Origin of the sequence: Bacillus cereus group sp. MYBK222-1 (assembly GCF_051916425.1) — a bacterium.
Lineage (GTDB): Bacteria > Bacillota > Bacilli > Bacillales > Bacillaceae_G > Bacillus_A > Bacillus_A paranthracis.
Window position 1 is genome coordinate 1,427,311 of the sequence record NZ_JBQAGP010000001.1, and the last position, 19,877, is coordinate 1,447,187.

A 19,877-nucleotide genomic window follows, 5' to 3' on the forward strand; every position below is an offset into this window, starting at 1 on the left:
TTTAAATTGAGGCGTTTTTCCCTGCTTCAATCTCTAATGACTCTTCATGCCACCAAAGTGTTTCTTCAGGATCTTCTTTAGCAATTTGGTGTGCTTCTTTTTTCGATTCTACTGTAGGATATGAACCTTTTAGCGCACGTCCTGATGTTGTAACGAATAGTACACTAAATACAACTAATCCAATAATACTTACACCTGTTAAATAAAATGCCGGTGCAAGCGGGTTACCGGTTGCATGAACTAAGTATGAACATACAAGTGGTGTTGTACCACCAAATATCGATACAGAAATATTAAATGAGATTGAAAGTGCTCGATAACGTACATCAGTGAAAAAGAGTGATGGTAATAATGAAGGTAATGTTCCTTCATATACACTTAGGAAGAAACCTAATACGAAAATACCTGCAAATATAGCTGCAATATGCCCGTTACCTATTAGTAAAAATGCTGGAATTGCAAATACAGTTAAACCAAGTAAACCAATTTGCACGACGCGTTTATTACCAATTTTATCACTTAATTTACCGAAATATAGTGCTAGTGGAATCATAAGTGCCATCGTAATAGAAATAATTAGTAAGCCTGTTGTTTCTTCGACTTTAAGTACTTGAGTTAGATAAGAAGGAATATACGAAAGAATCATATAATTTGTAATATTAAAGAAGGCGACAATTACTGTGCTTAATAAGAAGTCTTTTTTGTGATATTTCATAATATCCATAAATGAAAATTGTTCATTGTCTTCAGATTCCTCTTGTGCTTTTTCCATCTCTTCAAAGATGGGAGATTCATCTAAATGACGGCGTAAGTATAAACCGACCAAACCAATTGGTGCAGCTATTAAGAAAGGAATACGCCAGCCCCAGCTGAGCATTTGTTCATCTGTTAACAATAACGTCAAAATGGTAACAATTACCGATGCAGCAATGTAACCTGAGAGTGTTCCAATTTCAAGACCACTACCGAGTATACCACGCTTTTTATCTGGAGAAGATTCTGCGATATAAACCATTGCTCCTGAATATTCGCCGCCTGTAGAGAAGCCTTGAATCATTCGGGCAACTAAAAGTAGTATTGGTGCCCATACACCAATTTGTTCATAGGTTGGTAGTAATGCGATGAATAATGTAGAAAGTGCCATTAAAATAATAGTAGTACTTAACACGATTTTTCGGCCGTACTTATCTCCTATTCTACCAAAGAATACACCTCCGATTGGTCGAACGAGGAAGGCCGCTGCAAATGTACCGAATGTAAGTACAAGTTGCAATCCACTATTATCAACACCTGAGAAGAATAATTGACTTAAAATTACCGCTAAATACGCGTATAATCCGAAGTCAAACCACTCCATTGCGTTCCCTATACCAGTAGCAACTACTGCTTTCCTGGCTTGTTTAGGATTGACAATATTAACGTCTTGAGGTTCAAAATTCAAATCATTATTTTGTTGCATATAATAAAACAGCTCCTTATTTAATTTAACTTCTTTAAGCACACCTTCTCTTATTGAATAAAATTAATTCGAAGCACTTAAGGAAAATTAACGTCTCCTTATCTGTTATTATTGTTTCACATAATTAATTATTTGTCCAATGAGATGCTCTCTAGGTTAAGTAATTTACTATTTTAAAAAGCTGAAGAAGCCGCTAAAATAGCGACTTCTTCAGCTTTTTATATTTTTTTATATTTTTTTAAATACTTGCTGTAGCAGCTATGTTATGAACACAAGAAATAAACTCATAAATGAATGCGTCAATTTCCTCTTTCGTAATAATATACGGCGGAAGTAATCGAATAATATTCCCTTGTGTTACATCGACCAACATTCCTTTATTCATTAACTCAATCTGTAATTTCTTCACATTTTCATTCGTGTCATTCACACTTATCCCAAACATCATCCCCGCATGACGCACTTCCTGAATATAATAAGAATTTTCTTTCTGAATGTCTTGCAGTTTGTCATTCAAATATAGTGACGTTTCATATGCTTCTTGCATTAAACCATCGTCAAGTAATGTATTTAATACAGTTAAACCTAAAGCCGTTCCTATTGATGAATGAGCAAATGTGGTGCCGTGATCTCCTGGCGCAAATACATCACATAACTTTTCACCTACAATAATTCCGCCAAGTGGTATCCCACCTCCTGCTCCTTTACCAATTTGAATAATATGTGGTGTAATATTGAAATTTTGATAAGCAAATAGTTTTCCCGTTCTCCCCATACCACTTTGAACTTCATCAACGATAAGTAGTACATTATATTTCTCACATAAATTTTGAACACCATGTAAATATTCACCCGATAATGGATAAATTCCCCCGCTTCCTAATACAGGTTCTAACATAATTGCAATTGGATTTTCATGAATTATTGTCTCTTCTAATTGCTCTATATTCTCGCGCTCAACTTCATATACTGGGATCGATGTTTTCGGGAAATTTTGATATACACTTTCTTGTCTTGTAAAATGAAGTGCCCCCAACGTACGCCCGTGGAAACTATTCTTCAACACTACAATTCCTTCACGTTCTTCATGCATAATAGCTCTATATTTATCAATTAATTTCAACGTCGTTTCTGTCGCTTCCGTACCTGAGTTTGTAAAAAAGACCTTTCCGTTTTTTAAAGAGCAATCAACTAATTTCTTTGCATATTCAATCGCAACTGGATTTAAAAAATGAAACGGTAAATGCAACGACTTCGTAACTTGATCCATTGTTGTTTGTACGATTTTCGGGTGATTGTATCCTAATACATTTACTCCGACACCAGAAAATAAGTCTATATACTCTTTACCATCCACATCATACAGTTTACACCCTGCTCCTCTTTCTATCGCAAGCTTTGTACGACAGTACGTTGACATCATATACTCTTTATCTAATTGAAACCAATCCGACATGTTACATTCCTCCTAGTTATTTTCCCTGTTTTATTTATGTTCATTTTCTATAAAGTCATGTATAAATTCATTTTTAAGATTGAAATTTTAATAGTAATGTTCTTCCCGATATTCATTTTTCCATAATTTCTTCTATTTCAACAGGTCCACTACATACGCGTTTTTCTCATCTAGCGGTCTGTAACTAGTTTGAACTTAGCGTGTTATACATAATCAAGGCTATAAAATCATATTTAGTAAAAATGGACGAAAAAGATTTGGAGGCTATATTGATGAATGAACACTATGATAAACAGAGACAATCTTTACTAAAGAAAGACTTTAATGATAATGGAGAACGTAATGAACAAGCAATCCTTCACTCTCAAACAGTTGGTTCACGTGGACCTGTTCTAGAGCAAGATAGTGTGCTTCACGAGGCGTTACAACAATTTATTCACGAAAAAATTTTAGAAAGACCTGTTCATGTAAAAGGATTTGGTGCGTTCGGTTATTTTCAAACAATCTATCCAATGCCCGAACATACTAAACTAAATTTCCTACAAAATGCTAATGAGAAAGTTCCCGTTATGGTGCGATTTTCATTAGCTGTTAGCACGAAAGGAACACCTGATACTTCTAGAAATGTACGCGGTTTTTCTACAAAATTTTATACAAAAGAAGGTATTTTCGATCTATTATGTAATCACATTCCTGTCTTTTCTGTACGCGATCCGATGCGTTTCCCTGAAACCATTCAAGCGTTGTCACCTTCACCTAAAAATAACTTATTAGACCCTAATAGATTTTGGAGCTTTGTCGCTAGAGCACCTGAATCCATACATTTCGTTGTCCGTTTGTACTCTGATAATGGTACGGCCAAAAGCCTTCGCCACATCCCAGGACATAGTGTAAATACATATGTTTGGAGAAATGCAGAAGGCAATCGAAAGTATGTAAAGTATCATTGGTACCCATTTGAAGGTGTACAATTCATTACTAGCGAGGAAGCAAATAAACTGGCTGCCGAAAACCCTGATTATAGCGGCAAAGATTTATATGATGCAATTGCAAACGGTAAACCAGTGGAATATGGTTTATATGTCCAGCTCATGGACCCGAAAGATGAAGCGCATCTTTCTTACGATCCTTTAGATGATACAAAGATATGGGATGAAAAAGCGTATCCTCTTATACCAGTCGGCAAAATGGTATTAAATAAAAACCCTGAAAATTATATGGAACAAGTAGAAAAAGTCGCTTTCTCCCCTTCTAATTTACTTGACGGTGCTGAATTATCAGATGATAAAATGTTGCAAGGGCGAGCTAACATTTATAGTGATTCTCAAAGAAGAAGAATTGGTCCCGAATTTCGGAAATTAACGATTAACCAACAGCAAAATTGGACACCTGCTAATCAAATAACGAGCGGTGACGGAAGATACGTTGAAGGTAAAATTGAAAGAACTTCAATAACGAAACAAGATGACTTTACGCAGGCTGGTGAATTTTATACGAAGTTAAAACCGATAGAAAAAGAACATCTTGCAGAAAACTTAGCTGGTGATTTGAAAGTTATATCTGATGATATTAGAAAGATAGTGTTAGAGTATTTTCATAGCGTGTCAGCTGATTTGGTGAAGAGGATTGAAACCAAGATAGAAAAATAATAAGAAGTAAGAACGCATCGACTTTTTTCATAAAAAAGAGCCATTTATCTAACCTTTTTTAGTCAGCTAAATGGCTCTTTTTTATTTTTTCACCACATTATATCTTTTCAGAACTACACTTCCGAATTTATTAAATATCCGATCCATCAAGAAGCCCATCAATCCAAGAATAACAAGACCGACAAAAATCCAATCTGTTTTGAAATATAACCTTGCATTCCAAATCATATAACCAATTCCTTCATTAGCTGCAACCATTTCAGCTCCAACAATAGCCATAAATGAGGATCCCATTGCAAGCTTTGCACCCGTATAAATATAAGGAAGTGCTGCTGGTATGATGACATGGAACATAATTTGCCATTCTGATGCTCCCATACTTCTCGCTGAGCGAATTTTATCTTCTTCAACAGCTTGCACACCGGTAATTGTGTTAATCGTCACAATAAAGAAAGTTGCATACATAATGAGAAAAATTTTAGATTGCTCTCCAATACCAAACCAAAGCATAAATAATGTTATAAAGGCAAGAGGTGGAATAAAGCGAATAAAATTGATAACTGGATCAAATAGCGCTCTTAACCATGGGATTCGGCCAATTAATAATCCCACCGGAATGGCTACAAGATTCCCTAAAATCCATCCAGCTATTACTCTTAAAAAACTAACTCCTATATATATAAATAAGGAACCATTTTGACTCAGTTCAATTGCTCCATACAAAACTGCTATCGGACTTGGCAAAAATTGCGGATCAGAAAATTTCGCTACAACACTCCATATCGTAAGGATAAGTATCCAAGCGATAATTCCACTTTGTAATAGCTTCTTTTGTAAACCAATCTTGAAATTATTTGTTTCATAAATAGTCTCTTTTCTTGCAATCTCATCTTTCAACACGCTCATATTTGGACCTCCTTTCAATCAAAGTGTGATTGAATCATTTGATAATAGTAATTAAATTCTTTATCTGTAAATGTTCTCGGATACGGTAGTGGAATATCGTAAATCTTTTCAATTTTTGAAGAAGGTCCTTTAGACATTACCCCTATTCTTTGCCCAAGTAATAGAGCTTCTTGAATATCATGAGTGACAAAAATAATCGTTTTGTTTGTTTCTTTCCAAATTCGAATTAACTCTATTTGCATTGTTCTTCTAGTCATTGCATCGAGTGCTCCAAATGGTTCATCCATTAATAAAAATTGCGAGTCATTGGCTAACACACGTGCTAATTGAACTCTTTGTTTCATTCCTCCAGAAAGTTCTCTTGGATATTTTCCTTCATGCCCATCTAGTCCAACAAGTTTTATATAGTGAGAGGATATATCATTTCGGGTCTGCTTTATCATTTTTTTCATTTTTAAACCAAATTCAATATTTTCTTTAATTGTTAGCCACGGAAAAAGCGCTGCGTCTGCTTGTTGAAATACGACGCCACGATTTCTATCAGGCTTAATTACCTCTTCATTATTGACTATTAGTTTCCCTGATGTCTTTTCAACAAATCCAGCAACCATACTTAATAACGTAGATTTTCCACATCCGCTTGGGCCAAGTAATATAAAAAATTCACCATTCCCAATTGTTAAATTTACATCTTCTAAAACAAATTGTTCGTTATTAAATGATTTAGATAACCCAGAAATAGAAATGGCCACAGGAGGTTTCAATACTTCTTTTTCACTTACTGTACTCACCATACTTCACTCCTATTCTATTTATAAGTAACAGATTCAGGGAAAGCTTTTTTAAGTGCTTCAAGATTAATTTTATCTTTCAATTCATATTTATCTTTCAGTTTCCCTTTCTCTTCTAACCATACTTTCATATCTTCTAAATGTTTTGCGTCCTCCTCTGTAAATCCAAGAACATAGTTTTGTCTTTCAATATCTTTTAACGCATCTTTCTCTGGTAGTTTCAATTGCTCAAAAGCAAGCTTAGCGGTTTCTTTTTTATTGTTATCTACATATTTAATACCTTCAGATAAAGCCTTAAGTGTGTTTTCAACAGCTTTTGGATTCTTCTCGACGAATGATCTTTTTGCTAGTAAATAGCTGTCAATTGTAACGCCTGCACTTTCTAAATCACCTAATTTTGTTACACCTTTTATATTTTTAAATTTATCCTTTAATGCACCAGAACTCCAAACAGCATCTATATCACCATTTTTCATTCCTACAATAGCTTCGTCTGGTGTACTATATGGAACGAAGGTAATATCCTTTTCATTAATATGTTTCGCTGCCAAATATTTCGCCCAAACATACTCCGTTACAGTCCCTTTAGATACGCCTAACTTTTTACCTTTTAAATCATTTTCTGTTTTAATCCCCTCTCTAACTAGAAGCTCATTGTCTTTTGATGATTTTTCATTTCCTCGCGTAAGTGTTGAAATTACGACCATATCTCCTTTTCCTAACGAATTTAAAAGCGCATAATCAGCAGCAAGACCTGTATCAGCTTGTTCCGTTAATACCGCATTAACTGTATCAATTCCATAAGCAAAATTCGATAGTTGAGCTTTAATACTATTTTTCTCAAAATAGCCTTGTTTCTCGGCAGCTCTAAACTGAAAAGATCCGCCAGCAGCTGTATCTATAGCCATTTTCACCGCGGCCGTTTCTTTCCCATTACTTTTTGTCGTTCCCGCACTTTCTTTTGAAAAGTTTGAGCATCCTGCTACAGCTAAACTAGTAACCATTGATAAACTTAAAAATAAAGGCTTTAGTTTCACCATTTATCATTCCTCCATAACAATTTGTTCAAGCTTGAAGTAAGATTTGTTTAACCGAAATATTACGTTAAATTATTACAAATAAAGAAATGGAAACGTTTTGTCATATAACAAACCTATCAAGTTCATTTTAATAAGTGGGGGAAATGACTCTCCCCACACTTTAAATTACTAACGTTAATCTCGTATTTTATTTATTTCTTCCAATGTCGCTACACAGAAATCTCCGGTGCCGTAAGATATTGTTCCTTCGACTGTCACAACAGATTCCGTACCAGCTTCTGCAGCATTCGGGACTCTAAATGCTGCTATATCAAGAGGAGTAATTTCTTTCTCCTCTGGTTTTTCTAGTTGAGGTACCCACTCATACGGTACACGATACGCACGGTAAACCATATTGGAGTTTCTGTTATTTTTATAAGGTGAAATATATTCCCATACAAGCTCATGCTCACGAGTAACTTCAAAAATCCGACCATCTGCTCCTTCTGTAATCAATGTATTTCCGTTTGGTAGCCTTTGGGCAGAACTAATATATGGACTGTAAAATCGATACGAATCTAAAGGAGCTTGATATCCAGCTTCAGTTGGCGTATATTGCCACTCAATTTCTAAAGTTACTGGATTAATTTCTAGAATCCTCGAGTGATCACGAACAGCATTTTTGGAACCGTATGGAGATGCAGGGTTTGGAAGACCGTATCCTGCCCAACCACCATTATCAAATACAAGTAAATTCCCTTCTCCAGGCAATCCTTTCGGAATGATATGTGCATGATGTTGTCCAATGATCCATCCTAAATGCTTAACATCTGGGCTAGAATAATCAGGACCGAGTTTCCAAACTATATTTCCTGTCTTCTTGTCAATAATGGCAATTATATTTGACTCCCTAGCATCCCAAATAATATTTTCAGGATGAAAACGTTCATCTCCTTGGTCATAAAACTTATTCGGACCAATTGTAGACATAGAATTTATATGCATCCAATCTCCATCCGAATTACCACCAAAGGATCTAATATTAGGATTACAGAATAGTACATTTTTAGCACTTTCATCAAATCCAAGTTCTTCAAAATGATCACTGACAGCCCACTCCCATATAATATTCCCTTCCCAATCTACCTCAATAATGACATCATCTAATAACGGCTTATCGGATATATTCGGATTATGTACATTTTTGTGTGCTAAAATTAACGTATTTCCACCATCTGTTTTCGGTTCTAATTCTGGTGCATAGTAACCCACGGGATTTCCCTCACGCTGATAATCATGATGAGCTCTAGCCATCCACTGCGGATCATGGCCTGGGTCTTCAATGTGTTCCAGACGGTTAAATCTCCAGACTATGTTTCCTTCCCAATCTACTTGAACTAAATCTACTTCATCTTGAAAACCGTACTCAGGATCTCTTTGTGCTGTATGACCAAAAACATATCCGCCTGGTAATAACTTATTTGGAAATCCACGCAGTCCTTTCCATAAGTGTACTTCCTTTCCATTCATATCAATTAATAACGCACCATGATCTGCAGCTTGATAAATTGTATAACCACTCCAAGCTTTCCCGGGATTATATACTGTTGCCCCTGTTGGATAAATTGTTGGATGTCCCATTCTTTCCACTCCTATTCATATTATTAATAAGTCACCTTTTAACAGTTTGAATTTTCAGACCCAAATAACTAGAGTAATAGTATTCTTTGTTATTCCTCTGTATTCTCATTGCTTAGTTTCATAATTGTATCCGAAAGGTGTTCTAAATTATGGGCTAAGCGTTTAAAAACTTCGGTCTGCACTTGTAATTCTTCTGTTGAAAATCCATCGAATAAAACAGACATAAAACTTGTTCTTATTTTATTATTTCGCTTTATAAATTTCAGGCCATCTTCAGTAATATCAAGTAAAGTGATTCGTCTATCTTCCTGATGACGTTTCCGAATAGCCAAGCCTCTTTCTTCTAACTTATCGCATAATGCCGTAATCGCTCCTGATGTAAAATCCAGTTCTTCTGCTAAATCAGTTAGACGCTGCTCACCATCTCGAATAATTTTGTTTAATATTAAGATGCCCGGCAACATAATACCTTCAATCTTAATTTTGTCACGTTCCTTTACAAACTTACGGACCATTTTACGAAACAACCAATCTGTTTCTTCGATTAATGTTGGCATCGTTTTATTCATATCTCCTCCGCTCCTTGCTCTATGAATAATACAAAAAGGCACGAACACATTTCAAAATTATGAAATGTATACGTGCCTTTGGTTATCCAATCAGCTATTCAATTTGTTTTAGCATTAAAATAATGAGTGGTAAAATAAGTAATATCCACATATTAATCCATTAATTCCTATGCGTCAAGTATGTTTTAAAAATATATTTTCCTAATTTATCTATTTGTTCTCGTTTAAGGTTATTTTTGAGATTATTTATATGTAACCCTATTTATAACAATACATCTAAAATATAAAACTCCCCCACTTTACATAACTACTGTAGCGGAGGAGTTCTTTCTAATATTACTTTATCAAATTCACCGGCGAAGCAACTACCTTTCCACTTTTCACATCATATAGCCCTATAGGCGTTACCCGTATAAAAGGCAAGTGCGTCGCAGAAAAGAATAAAATTGTAAATGCTGGATCATCATACGCGTAGCCACGCTCTTGTAGTAATTTCACCATCTGTTTCTCTTCCTGTATTAATTCACTCATTTTTAAATTAGACATAATTCCGAGCAATGGTAATGCGATTTCATGTAATACTTCATTCTTCTCAGCTATTACCATTCCCCCGCCAAGCTCTTTTACTCTATGAAAAGCTATAAGCATATCTTCTTTTCTTTTTCCGATAAGAATGATGTCACCTGTACCAGAATAAGAGCTAGCAAGCCCACCTAGTTCTTTCGCAAAACCTTTCACAACTGTATTCACTCGCCAACTGCCATCACGAGCAATCATCATAAGGAAACATTCATCATGATCTGTGGACAATTCATTACATTCTATGTTGATTTTACTAGTATATGGTTTTGTAATAACGTTATTTAATAAGTGTATACCCGTTTTATTAGAGAAAATCATATCCTCTTTTTCTATGGACCAATCTAATGATAATGGAGTTACTTTACATTTACCCCAGTCTATATGTAATGCTTCATGCGTATTTACACCGTCACGCTTCACCCATTTCCCCTTTGCAATAACGCTCGCTGGTACTGGGTTTTCTTTACTTTCTAAAATATTGATATTTGCAATTCTCCCTGTCCCAATCGAACCATGTATATGCTCCATATTATAATAACGAGCAATATTATAACTTGCCATATGATATGCATCTATTACTGGAACACCTTGCTTTATAGCAGTAGTAATCATTACATTCGTCATTCCGTTTTCATAAAAGGACGGATGAGAACCATCTGTTGTGAAAAAGAATCTATCAAATTGCTTCACACCTAATTCCAGTAGTTCTTTTAATAAAACTTCTAAATCTGGTCGGATGGAAGAGTTTCGAAGAGAAACAGTGTAACCTTGCATAAGACGAGTTAACACTTCTTGCCCCGTCATTGCTTCATGATCACAGTCTGTACCTAACAGTTTTAATTTTACTAACGTTGCTTCAGATGCTCCTGGGAAATGTCCTTCTACTTTTTTCTGTAATCGCTTTGTTTCCTGCACCCAAGTTAGCATTTCATCATCGCCATGTAATAATTTTGGCCATGCTGTTAGCTCCCCTCCTTGAAGAACTGCTTCATGCTGTAGCCATTCTATTATTTCTTCACTATTAAATAAAGATTGCCCATTTTGCAATTCAGTTTGTCCATCAAAACGGCACCACCAATACATACTAGCTGGAAGCTTTTTAAATTTATCTAATAAATGAAATGATTCCTCACGCTTTAATGTGAAAAATAGAGTTAAATTATCATTAATAAAAGTTGTTGTCCCAAATTGCATCGCATGATTCGCTAACGTCTCTGGATTATATAATTGATATGGATGTGCATGCGGTTCTATGTAACTAGGAACGACATACTTTCCATCACAATCAATAACTTCACATTCATGTAGTTGCTCTGGTAGTTTTTCTCCTACATATATAATTCTGTCATCATAGATCCAAATATTTGCTTCCATCCATTCACGTATATAGGAATTTAAGTATGTTGCGTTCTTTAATAATTTATGAGGACTTCTTGTACCGTCTATTATTTCAACATGTTCTCGTAATTGCTCGTTACTCCATCTGAACTGATTTTGTCCCAATGTATTTCACTCCAATGCCATATTAGTTAAGACGAAAAATAATTAATTAACTAAACTATTTTCTATTTAAGTCCACTCAATATATATCACTATTATATTTAACAATCATAAAAATTACAATTTTCGGAATATAAATCGTTTTATTGTTCACTTCTTCCTCATTTGAACATGAACATTTCTGTGAAGTTGTTTTACTGGAACCTTTGAAAGAATAATGAATATTTTGTAAGGGCAAAAACGTATTTTTTAACAATGGATGTTCTTTTCAAGATAGAGATGGGATTCAAATAGGAGACAATTGTATAATCGGTATGAATGCTACAATTGCCACACTTAATCACGGGCTAACTTTAGAAACAAGAAACACGACATACGCCTCCCCTGTTACAATTGGTGAAAATGTATGGATCGGGTCTAGTGCAACCATACTTCCTGGTGTGACACTTGGAAACAATTCAGTTATTGCTACAGGGGCAGTTGTTACAAAGGATGCACCTGCAAACATTGTCGTTGCAGGAGTGCCCACAAAAGTTGTGAAAGTAATTCATAGCAATTAAAAACATTCTAGATTTTTCAAATGCAAACAAGCTACTTTTATTGAAATTTGCTTTACTGCTTATATATTTATTTTATCGTTCTTGTTAAGAATTTTATTTCTCTTTGTGAGAAGAGAATGTGCCTATATATTTTTCTATACAGCAATAAAAAGACTTATAGAATGATTCTATAAGTCTTTTACTATAAGGAATTAACCTATACTTATCAATTAACAAATTCAAAAACCAAAAGGTTCGCTATGAATAAAGTTCTAAAAAATAACTATCGACTCTAATTATCAATCATTTCATAATAGTCTATCAACCCCTCTTACTGCCTCATAGCCAAAATATATTCCAAACATAATTAAAACAATTCCTGCTACTATAGAAATCCATTTCATTACTGTATGATTAATAAATCTTCTACCAAAATGAATAGATGTAGCCATAAATATATCCCAAAGCATAATCCCAGCAAAAATGGCTGCACTATACCATAAAGCTTGTTCTTTTCCAATAGTATTCATAGCACTAGTTAGAACTGATCCGTATATCCCTATCCAAAAAATAATATTTAATGGATTAGAAATTGCGATAGCAAACCCCGATAGAAAAGATTTTAAAGGATGTTCTTTTTCACCTGATGAAATATATTGAACTTGTTTAGTAGCTTCTTTCATGCTTTCATAGCCTAAATAAATCATCGTTACAAAACCAAAAATCCAAATGCAGAGCTGGGCAACTGGAGTTGTTAAATAAGTCGAAATACCAAAGTAAATTAAAAACATCATTACAACATCTGCTGACATTGCTCCAACTCCTACTAACCATGCACTCAAAAAACCATTTTTTATTCCTTTATTTATTTGAGCAACATTAATCGGACCGACTGGTGCAGACAATGAAATCCCTAATAATATATAACTGAATATCATGCTAATCATTTTTCTTCAACCCCGTAATAGGACATCTCATTACACTTTCTTCATTTGTTTCTGGTAACATATATTGTTTCCATTCAAAGGTTTCTTTTATTCCGTAATCCCCTATATCTGGATGCATTGGAATATCATCATATGCTAACAAACGTTTTCTAATCACTTTCCGTACTTGTTTCCCTTGTTTTGTATCACCTGTAATATCATCTAGAGTACCTCGAGGTTGTAACGTAATTTCAAGGCCGGTTCCTGTATATCTACTTTTTCTCTCAGAATATATTGGAGCCCTACAAACGACAAATATAGGTTCACCACCAAAACAAAATTCCCATTTAGCGTTATAAGGATCTATTGGTATTTCTGCATTCCATGGCTCCGGATCATTTCTCATTAAAAATTGTAATACATTCCAAAATTGTTTTTTGTATTCTTCAGCCAGTAATTGTTTATTAGATGGTTTAAAAAATATTACTAAAGTAGTTCTCTTTGCAATTTGTTGATATGTTTTAATATATTCATAAATCCCATCTCTTAGTTTGAACAATTCATTTTCATCATAAGCCGATTCAGAAAATATATATCTAGACCAACCATGTTTCTCAGAATCTACTGCAAAATAACACGGAAATGGTTTAGATTGATCTAAAATGCTATCGTGAAAATTATTGAAAGATATAGTTTTCCACTCATCTAAAATCCCTTTATTTTGTTCTTCAATTATTCTCTTTTGATCGTATAAATACATTTTTGTAGTTGGCATTACTAAAATCCCCCCTAATATATTTATGATCTTTTCTCATATATTAAAATATTATTCTCAACAATATTTAAGATTTTATTTATACTTTTTGTAGGTATTTCAATTGTTATCTCAGGTATACCGGGAGATAACAAAAATTTATTATAGTTATAAATTTTTCGATCTATAATAAGTGTGATTTCATCTGAATAGCCAAATGGAGATACACACCCTGGAACACAAGAAGTTTTTTCTATTAACTCCTCGGCTGAACAAATAGAAATCTTTTTTCCAACCAAATCTTTCATAAGTTTTGAATCTAATTTTTCTCCTTCAACAGTTACAAATATGTAATAGTTATTTGATTTATCTTTTAAAAATAAACTTTTACTGGGTACACCTTCTAATTTAAACCTTTCTCTAATTTTTCTATCTGTTTCATAATCTAATATTGGCTCATGTGTATATTGTGTATACGATATAGCCGCTTCTTCTAACAGTTCTACTACTTGTTTATACATATTTATCCTTCCTTTGATTTCATTACAAAATTTGAAAAGATAGCCTTTTCTATTGCTGTTCCCGCTTCCTATTCTTTTTCACAATATATTCAATTATAGTTTACGACACAATTAAATTTGAAATAAAATACAAATTTGTAATATAAATGGAACCAAAATATAAAACTTATATTAATCATTATTTTCATAATAGTCAATCATTCTTACACAAATCATAATTATCTATTTTTGTATACTTAATTCTATTTGTTATTAATTCATACGATAAAAGTACCTTATTATGTAAATTACGGAAATACATTTAAATATTTTTCAACAAAAATCAGAATTCACTTATTATTAACCCCAAAATCTAGAACTACTTACCTTTGTATGTTGCAATATTTTAAAAATGTAAAAGTCACTATAAATAAGAAATATCAAATAAATATAATAGATTTATAGTAAAATGAAAAAATTTAAATACATCATTACTTTTCTTGTAACAGCACATAAAAAACCCGCATCATGGGAAGTAAATTGCTCATGATTCGGGATTTTTTAAGAGTATATTTTAATAACAATTAAATCACATACAAGTCCTTATATACCTCTATAGTAGAACTCTTTTCATCTATTATTTATTAAATTCAACTTGCATCATTTTATTAAACTGTGTAAGGATTTCAACCGGACCTAAAGAATTAGCATTGACAGCAAATGTATGCTTGCCTCCAATTACTCCACCAGCAAAAGTCATAAACCCAGGAATTGATCCTCCGTGCCCCCAAACTGAGACACCATTTGGAAGTTTCGTCTCATAGATTCCAAGGCCATATCCATCACCAACCCCTTTTCCTTCTATAGGAACTGTAGTAAGCATTTCTTTTAACTCGTGTTCCTTCAGTAACTTACCACCGAGTAAAGATGAAAAGAACTTGTTTAAATCATCCGCATTAGAAATCATATCTCCAGCTGCATTAGCTAAACTCGGATTATAATACGTAATGTCTTTCAACTCGCCTGTTTCGTCCATTTTCACATATCCACGAGCATGATTCTTTCCTGGAATGACGGGTGAATTTCCTGGTAAAAACGTATTTGGCAAGTCCAGAGGTTCAATAATTCGCTTTTCAATTTCTTCCGCATAACTATTACCAGTTATTTTTTCAATTAGCATTCCCAATATTACATATCCTGTGTTTGAATACAACCAGTCTTTGCCCGGCGAGAAATCTGGAGGTAGAGAAAGACCTATTTTCACTATTTCTTCAGCTGTATACGTTTTTTTCGAATTCATTATGTCAGCATCTTTTGACTTTAAGTATTCAGCGATACCACTTGTATGATTCAAAAGTTGGCGTATCGTAATTTGATTGCCATCATACCCATTTCCTTGAACGAGACCCGGTAACCACTTCTCAATTGAATCGTCAAGTTGTACGCGATTTTCTCCAACTAATTGAAGAACCGTCGTGGCGGTAAAAGTTTTCGTCACACTACCAATTCGAAAGCGATAATCTGATTTCACCGGTTTCTTTGTGCTTAAATCTGCTACGCCAGCAGTATAACTACTAATTTTCCCTTTATTAGACGTCTTAGCTAATACCCCTGGTGCTCCAATTTGGATTGTTTCCTGTAATACTTGTTTCCAGCCATTCCGATTCTTTTGATCATGTACTTTTGACGAATTAGAAATACTTTGAGTAGACTCTGCTTTCACAGTAAAACCAGGTGTAAATAGAGTAGTACCCGCTAATAAAACTGTCAAACTCGCTAACTTCATTGAATTACGTTTTTTCATAAGGATTTCTCTCCCCTATTCATATCGTATTGATTCAAGCTATACTTTCATCCTATATGATAAAACTGTCTTTTTTCTTATCCATTCCTTACGAAATACTTACGTTTAAATTTAAATAAAGTTAACTGAGGAAGAGTTATGCATGCAAATAAAAAGAGAACATGTTTTCATTTTTTATGTAAACATGTTCTCATAAACATTTAAAATTCTATATCAACTTGTCATCCTATTCTTTACACAACTAATCTAAATTCCTTTTTACCAGCCCGCACTAGCATTCATTCCATTTCCAATAATAGAAAGTAATAGTGGCCATAATACTGGTCCTAATGTAAGTAATACATTTAGAAGTATGAGTATTCTATATCCACCGGTGAAATTATGATTTTTACGATTAACAAATACGAGACTGACTAATGATAGTATGGTCGTTAAAAATAACACTAACATTACCAACCAATACCACACCATTAAACTGAGACTCCATGGTGTTAATAGCTCGTGTATAATACAAAATGAGATTCCTAATACCGCAAAACTAAAACTAGTCACCGCTGTTTTTATAAGCCATGTATTTATTTTTTTATCGTATGTATGTTTACAATATAAATCTATTAAAGTGAATAAAGATAAATATGCCATGAATACGCCTATCCAAGACAATAACCAGTCTCCGTCCCCTTTGAATAATAAGAACAGCAACCAACACATACCTACTGCAGAAAAAACAAAGGAAATAAGTATGCTTTTTAATACTGATTTCATTACATTTTCACACCCTTAAAAAACTTAAAAATTAATTATAATTTATAAAAATTAAGTATAGGTTAACATGTAATGAAGTATAAGTAAATAAAGTTAATTTACAGTTAATTTCTTTTTCTTATTTGAAGGCAGTTTTATATATGAAAATGATTCATGATAATCAAATTTCTCTACAAAAAAGTAAAGGTGGATATTTACATATCCACCTTCCCATCTCCCTCTACCCACTTCATTATTTTTTCCACATCTAACTCCGTATACGTCTTTTCACCATAACGAACAGACTCATATAACGAAGTAATATTTCTCGTTCTACTAATTCTTTTTAACCACTGTTGCATCGTTTCATAGGATCTTCTCTGTTCATGAAATGGTAATGTTCTTTCCCATTCAACTAACGTTTTTCTTATCGTATCTTTAGGTAATGGCTGTTCAAACTGATGCATCACTTTCTTGTTCTTTTCGGTTCTATCCGTATTTTCTTTTGTTATCGATTGTTTATCCTGTTCTATTTCTGATTTCGTTACCTTTTTCCTCATTAATTTATAAACAGCATATAAAATGACCACTGCAATAATTACATAAAAAATGACACTAATCCATGAATTTGAAAGAACAGAAAACACATCAGTCCATGAATTTTTTCGTACAAAAAGTGGAATTTCCCTATCTATTTTCGTTCTTGTATCTACAACTCCTGTTTCTTCATCTATAATTCTTTCAGATTCATCAAACTGTGCGTCTACACTAGTAAAATCATAATTTCTTTCTGATATTATCTCCGTCTTACTAGAAAAAAGCCCTTTTACTATGTCTTGTACATACACAACACCTTGTGATAACGTTATCGCACTAATCGCAAAGAAAAGTATGATTAAAGTTCTTACACCCCATAACTTCACTTTCATATGTCGCTTTTTATTCGCCATGACATAAGCCCCTTCTTATTCTTTCATTACAATCCATTTATTCGTTCTACTGTATTTCTTTGGTGAAGTACCAATAATTAAAGGAACCGCATCCAGTTCCTTACGACGAAAGCCTGCTGTGTAAAAATAAGAAGAAGATACAGGCGTATCTTGATCCGATATTGAGGCAAGTATTTTTAATACATTTTGCAAATGTTTCCGATTATCACCATTCTTTACATGTAGCAAACCGTTATCCTTTACACTATTAATCCATAATTCAAATGAACAGTTTTGCATAAGAAGTTGTTTACATATGCCTGCTGTTAATTCAATTAATTCTTCTATATCATTTCGCAATGAAACGCCACTTTTATTTTGCAAGTTGAGATAAATCGCGTATTTATCTGATTGCGTTCGCTCATACTTTTTCGCAGTTATCGTCCCTGTTTTCGCTGTTGCACTCCAGTGGATGGAACGAAAATCTTCATTTTCATAAGACTTCACTCCCATTACTTTCGTTTCATCATATAAGGGTGAAGACATCGCTTTTCGAAATCCTCGTGACCATTCTTGTAATTCAGGGACTTGCATTTTTGGAACAGCTGGTAAAACTAAATAGGACGGCGTATCGACTTGTTTATATGTTATATGATTCGTTATAAATCCAAAAGGATCCGTAATAACAATTTCAACTTCTTCCCATTTCGCAATTCCTCTTTTTAACGCTACAGCTTGTAAATGAAATGAAGCTGACTCTCCTCCTTTTAAATTAAAATTCATATAATAATTTGAACCTGTATTCGTATTTTTGTTTATTTCATCATGATTCCAAGTTAGCTTGTTTTCACATTTAAATCGAAATACGATATTGAAAATAGGAAATATCGACTTATTTGAAATTTTCATTTTGCACATATTCGTTTCACCTATAAAAACGTTTGAATTCCCTTGGCTATATTCCCATTCAACACGAGATACTTTACGTATGTATACATGCATAGCACCTATTAAAATTACATACAAAAATACGAGAGATAAAAACAGTAGATTGCTTGAAAATACGCATAAAATAACAGCTACAACTGACATAACTCCCATTACGAAAGGCTCCGCTAATGGTGTATACACAAGCTGTTGATTCATCGTATATTCTCCACTGGTACATTAATCGTATGAAGAATTTCTCTCATGATTTGTTCTTTCGTCGTTTTCATCTCCCCTTCAATCGTTAACGTTAAACGATGAGCACAAACGGATGCAGCAAGCGTCTTAATATCATCTGGCGTACAGTAATCTCTTTCATTTAATATAGCCCTTGCTTGAATCGCTCTCATAAATGCCAACGTCCCCCGCGGACTTACACCAATTTCAATTAGCTCATGCTTACGCGTTGCCTCAATAATTTCAAGAAGATAATCTTGCACATCATTTCCTACTAACACTTCTCTTGCACGTTTTTGCATCATAATAATTTCTTCACTTGAAATAATAGAGTGTAATGTTTCTAACGGATCATTCGTTTGAAACCGATTCATCATTTCCTTTTCAGCTTCTCTCGTAGGATAACCTTGGCGAATCGTAAGTAAAAATCGGTCTAATTGAGCATCAGGTAAAGGAAATGTACCCGCAGATTCAAGAGGATTTTGCGTTGCAATTACTAAAAAAGGTTCTGGTAATGAATGCGTCTGTTTCGCAATTGTAACAGTACGCTCTTCCATAACTTCGAGTAACGAAGATTGTGTTCTCGGTACAGCACGATTAATTTCATCCACTAATACTATATTTGCAAAAATAGGACCTAACCTCGTTTTAAAATCCGATTCCTTCACATTAAAATATTCAAGACCAATAACATCTCCGGGCAAAGTATCCGCTGTAAATTGTATTCTTTGAAATTTTGCGTCCACGCTTTTAGCCAAACTTTTCGCTAGTGTTGTTTTTCCTGTCCCCGGTACATCTTCTAATAAAATATGTCCTTTTGCTATTAGAGCAATGGCTGCAAGTTCTATGGATTCATCTTTTCCTATAATAACTTTCGAAATATTATTAGTGATTTTCTTTAATGTGTTCATCTATTTATCCCCCCATTTTCTTTTGTTCTGAAAA

At 33.8% G+C, this 19,877-nt stretch carries 18 protein-coding genes; 2 read left to right on the forward strand and 16 right to left on the reverse strand.

Annotated elements, in window-relative coordinates; translation table 11 throughout:
- Position 1: 1 nt before the first annotated feature.
- Complete coding sequence (locus ACTFR9_RS07395) at positions 2–1,459, reverse strand: MFS transporter (RefSeq protein ID WP_001186942.1); 1,458 nt, start codon at positions 1,457–1,459, stop codon at positions 2–4.
- A gap of 238 nt (positions 1,460–1,697) precedes the next feature.
- On the reverse strand, positions 1,698–2,915 hold the full coding sequence (locus tag ACTFR9_RS07400; protein WP_001286490.1) for an aspartate aminotransferase family protein: 1,218 nt from the start codon (positions 2,913–2,915) through the stop codon (positions 1,698–1,700).
- A 272-nt stretch (positions 2,916–3,187) separates the two neighbouring features.
- On the opposite strand from ACTFR9_RS07400, the gene ACTFR9_RS07405 reads away from it, so the two are divergent.
- Positions 3,188–4,564 (forward strand): catalase, encoded by a 1,377-nt coding sequence (locus ACTFR9_RS07405; protein ID WP_229136680.1) that lies wholly within the window; start codon positions 3,188–3,190, stop codon positions 4,562–4,564.
- Between the two features lie 81 nt (positions 4,565–4,645).
- Here ACTFR9_RS07405 and ACTFR9_RS07410 read toward each other — a convergent pair whose 3' ends face one another.
- From ACTFR9_RS07410 to ACTFR9_RS07435, 6 genes are all read right to left on the reverse strand, one after another.
- Positions 4,646–5,470, reverse strand: a complete 825-nt coding sequence (locus ACTFR9_RS07410) for an ABC transporter permease (protein WP_000114663.1) — start codon at positions 5,468–5,470, stop codon at positions 4,646–4,648.
- Between the two features lie 14 nt (positions 5,471–5,484).
- Positions 5,485–6,264, reverse strand: coding sequence for an ABC transporter ATP-binding protein (locus ACTFR9_RS07415; RefSeq protein ID WP_000255347.1), 780 nt, complete (start codon positions 6,262–6,264; stop codon positions 5,485–5,487).
- A 14-nt stretch (positions 6,265–6,278) separates the two neighbouring features.
- Positions 6,279–7,301 carry an ABC transporter substrate-binding protein gene (locus ACTFR9_RS07420; RefSeq protein ID WP_000239838.1) on the reverse strand — a complete coding sequence of 341 codons (1,023 nt, stop codon included), beginning with the start codon at positions 7,299–7,301 and terminating at the stop codon, positions 6,279–6,281.
- Positions 7,302–7,475: 174 nt separating this feature from the next.
- The gene (locus tag ACTFR9_RS07425) at positions 7,476–8,921 is read right to left on the reverse strand and encodes an aryl-sulfate sulfotransferase (protein ID WP_046199287.1); all 1,446 of its coding nucleotides are present in this window, start codon (positions 8,919–8,921) and stop codon (positions 7,476–7,478) included.
- Between the two features lie 89 nt (positions 8,922–9,010).
- The gene (locus ACTFR9_RS07430; protein ID WP_001044428.1) at positions 9,011–9,490 is read right to left on the reverse strand and encodes a MarR family winged helix-turn-helix transcriptional regulator; all 480 of its coding nucleotides are present in this window, start codon (positions 9,488–9,490) and stop codon (positions 9,011–9,013) included.
- A 336-nt stretch (positions 9,491–9,826) separates the two neighbouring features.
- The gene (locus ACTFR9_RS07435; protein ID WP_000531397.1) at positions 9,827–11,575 is read right to left on the reverse strand and encodes an adenine deaminase C-terminal domain-containing protein; all 1,749 of its coding nucleotides are present in this window, start codon (positions 11,573–11,575) and stop codon (positions 9,827–9,829) included.
- Positions 11,576–11,793: 218 nt separating this feature from the next.
- Here ACTFR9_RS07435 and ACTFR9_RS07440 point away from each other — a divergent pair, with 218 nt between their 5' ends.
- Positions 11,794–12,132 (forward strand): DapH/DapD/GlmU-related protein, encoded by a 339-nt coding sequence (locus ACTFR9_RS07440; RefSeq protein WP_113732942.1) that lies wholly within the window; start codon positions 11,794–11,796, stop codon positions 12,130–12,132.
- A 287-nt stretch (positions 12,133–12,419) separates the two neighbouring features.
- On the opposite strand, the gene ACTFR9_RS07445 is transcribed toward ACTFR9_RS07440, so the two are convergent.
- The 8 genes from ACTFR9_RS07445 to ACTFR9_RS07480 all read right to left on the reverse strand — a co-directional run bounded on the left by ACTFR9_RS07445 (position 12,420) and on the right by ACTFR9_RS07480 (position 19,843).
- Positions 12,420–13,058, reverse strand: a complete 639-nt coding sequence (locus ACTFR9_RS07445; protein ID WP_000624906.1) for a LysE family translocator — start codon at positions 13,056–13,058, stop codon at positions 12,420–12,422.
- Entirely contained in the window at positions 13,051–13,812 is a 762-nt protein-coding gene (locus tag ACTFR9_RS07450) for a YqcI/YcgG family protein (RefSeq protein ID WP_001143350.1), read from the reverse strand. The genes ACTFR9_RS07445 and ACTFR9_RS07450 overlap by 8 nt, the downstream gene beginning before the upstream one ends.
- Positions 13,813–13,835: 23 nt before the next feature.
- Positions 13,836–14,312 (reverse strand): YbaK/EbsC family protein, encoded by a 477-nt coding sequence (locus ACTFR9_RS07455; RefSeq protein WP_000278064.1) that lies wholly within the window; start codon positions 14,310–14,312, stop codon positions 13,836–13,838.
- A 616-nt stretch (positions 14,313–14,928) separates the two neighbouring features.
- The gene (locus ACTFR9_RS07460; protein ID WP_000747151.1) at positions 14,929–16,095 is read right to left on the reverse strand and encodes a serine hydrolase domain-containing protein; all 1,167 of its coding nucleotides are present in this window, start codon (positions 16,093–16,095) and stop codon (positions 14,929–14,931) included.
- A 258-nt stretch (positions 16,096–16,353) separates the two neighbouring features.
- Entirely contained in the window at positions 16,354–16,860 is a 507-nt protein-coding gene (locus ACTFR9_RS07465; RefSeq protein ID WP_098487289.1) for a DUF3902 family protein, read from the reverse strand.
- 194 nt (positions 16,861–17,054) lie between these two features.
- Positions 17,055–17,789 carry a hypothetical protein gene (locus tag ACTFR9_RS07470; RefSeq protein ID WP_001284544.1) on the reverse strand — a complete coding sequence of 245 codons (735 nt, stop codon included), beginning with the start codon at positions 17,787–17,789 and terminating at the stop codon, positions 17,055–17,057.
- A 15-nt stretch (positions 17,790–17,804) separates the two neighbouring features.
- A complete protein-coding gene (locus tag ACTFR9_RS07475; RefSeq protein WP_098487290.1) occupies positions 17,805–18,914 on the reverse strand; it encodes a DUF58 domain-containing protein in 1,110 nt (369 codons plus the stop codon).
- Positions 18,911–19,843: an AAA family ATPase gene (locus ACTFR9_RS07480; protein WP_098487291.1), complete on the reverse strand. Its 933-nt coding sequence runs from the start codon at positions 19,841–19,843 to the stop codon at positions 18,911–18,913. The genes ACTFR9_RS07475 and ACTFR9_RS07480 overlap by 4 nt, the downstream gene beginning before the upstream one ends.
- Positions 19,844–19,877 lie beyond the last annotated feature (34 nt).

Coding starts and splice junctions, on each gene's coding strand:
- ACTFR9_RS07410 (WP_000114663.1), bottom strand. CDS start 5,470: ATGAGCGTGTTGAAAGATGAGATTGCAAGAAAAGAGACTATTTATGAA.
- ACTFR9_RS07480 (WP_098487291.1), bottom strand. CDS start 19,843: ATGAACACATTAAAGAAAATCACTAATAATATTTCGAAAGTTATTATA.
- ACTFR9_RS07420 (WP_000239838.1), bottom strand. CDS start 7,301: ATGGTGAAACTAAAGCCTTTATTTTTAAGTTTATCAATGGTTACTAGT.
- ACTFR9_RS07470 (WP_001284544.1), bottom strand. CDS start 17,789: ATGGCGAATAAAAAGCGACATATGAAAGTGAAGTTATGGGGTGTAAGA.
- ACTFR9_RS07475 (WP_098487290.1), bottom strand. CDS start 18,914: ATGAATCAACAGCTTGTGTATACACCATTAGCGGAGCCTTTCGTAATG.
- ACTFR9_RS07450 (WP_001143350.1), bottom strand. CDS start 13,812: ATGCCAACTACAAAAATGTATTTATACGATCAAAAGAGAATAATTGAA.
- ACTFR9_RS07405 (WP_229136680.1), top strand. CDS start 3,188: ATGAATGAACACTATGATAAACAGAGACAATCTTTACTAAAGAAAGAC.
- ACTFR9_RS07425 (WP_046199287.1), bottom strand. CDS start 8,921: ATGGGACATCCAACAATTTATCCAACAGGGGCAACAGTATATAATCCC.
- ACTFR9_RS07445 (WP_000624906.1), bottom strand. CDS start 13,058: ATGATTAGCATGATATTCAGTTATATATTATTAGGGATTTCATTGTCT.
- ACTFR9_RS07395 (WP_001186942.1), bottom strand. CDS start 1,459: ATGCAACAAAATAATGATTTGAATTTTGAACCTCAAGACGTTAATATT.
- ACTFR9_RS07400 (WP_001286490.1), bottom strand. CDS start 2,915: ATGTCGGATTGGTTTCAATTAGATAAAGAGTATATGATGTCAACGTAC.
- ACTFR9_RS07465 (WP_098487289.1), bottom strand. CDS start 16,860: ATGAAATCAGTATTAAAAAGCATACTTATTTCCTTTGTTTTTTCTGCA.
- ACTFR9_RS07455 (WP_000278064.1), bottom strand. CDS start 14,312: ATGTATAAACAAGTAGTAGAACTGTTAGAAGAAGCGGCTATATCGTAT.
- ACTFR9_RS07415 (WP_000255347.1), bottom strand. CDS start 6,264: ATGGTGAGTACAGTAAGTGAAAAAGAAGTATTGAAACCTCCTGTGGCC.
- ACTFR9_RS07430 (WP_001044428.1), bottom strand. CDS start 9,490: ATGAATAAAACGATGCCAACATTAATCGAAGAAACAGATTGGTTGTTT.
- ACTFR9_RS07460 (WP_000747151.1), bottom strand. CDS start 16,095: ATGAAAAAACGTAATTCAATGAAGTTAGCGAGTTTGACAGTTTTATTA.